This is a genomic window from Streptomyces sp. SID14478 (assembly GCF_010548525.1).
In the GTDB taxonomy this organism is placed as follows: domain Bacteria; phylum Actinomycetota; class Actinomycetes; order Streptomycetales; family Streptomycetaceae; genus Streptomyces.
The window spans coordinates 1-903 of the sequence record NZ_JAAGMG010001449.1 but is presented as its reverse complement, the minus strand read 5'-3'; the positions used below and the strand labels follow the sequence as shown (position 1 = coordinate 903).

Here is a 903-nt window from a genome sequence, read left to right as displayed (position 1 = left end):
CACGCCCGCGTCGCCGACACCTGGGTACTGCACGCCCGTGGCCTGCTCACGCCCGCCGTGCCGAGCGCGGCGCCCGGCTGGTCCCAGGCCTGGCCGCCGGTCGCGGGCGACCCGGTCGAGGGGCAGGAGGTGTACCGCGTGCTCGGCGACCTCGGCTTCGGCTACGGCCCGGCGTTCCAGGGGGTGCGCGCCGCGTGGTCGCGCGGGGACGAAGTCTTCGCCGAGCTGGCGCTCGACACCGACACCGCCGCGCGCGCCACCGCCTTCGGACTGCATCCGGCGCTGCTGGACGCGGTGTTGCACGCCGCTGCCGGTCCGCTCACCGAAGGCGGCCCGGACGGCCGGCCGGCTCTGCCGATCGCTTTCGACGGCGTGCAGCTGGCACAGCCCGGCGCGGACGCCCTGCGCGTCCGCGTCGCCCGCACCGCACCCGACACCCTGCGCGTGGACGCGGTCGACGCGACCGGTGGACTCGTACTGAGCATGGACGCGGTGCGCACCCGTCCGATCGAACAGCAGACGCTGGCCCAACTGCGCGGCGCCGCCCCGCTGTTCGACGTCGAGTGGGTCGCCGTGCCCGCCGCCCCCGCGGCGGACGCCGGGCGTCTCGTCGTGCTCGGTGACCCGGCGGCCGTCCAGGCCCCCGAGCCTCCGGCGCACTGCGCCGATCTCGCGGAACTCGCCCTCCTGCGGGACGTGCCCGACACGGTGGTGTGGGCGGCGCCCCGCGGAACCGGCGCGGCGGACGTACACACCGGTGTGCTGACGGCACTCGCCCTGTTGCAGGACTGGATCGGCGCCGAACGCCCCGGCCGGCTCGCGATCGTGACCCGCGCGGCCGCCGGACTGCCCGGCGAGGAACCGGACCTGGCCGCGGCCGCCGTGGCGGGTCTCGTGCGCAGC

Annotated in this window: 1 protein-coding gene; it reads left to right on the top strand. The window is 77.3% G+C overall.

The genetic code is table 11. From position 1 onward, the window contains the following. Positions 1–903, top strand: a 903-nt coding sequence (locus G3I40_RS45355) for a polyketide synthase dehydratase domain-containing protein (protein WP_203645963.1), incomplete at both ends; no start/stop codon positions are given.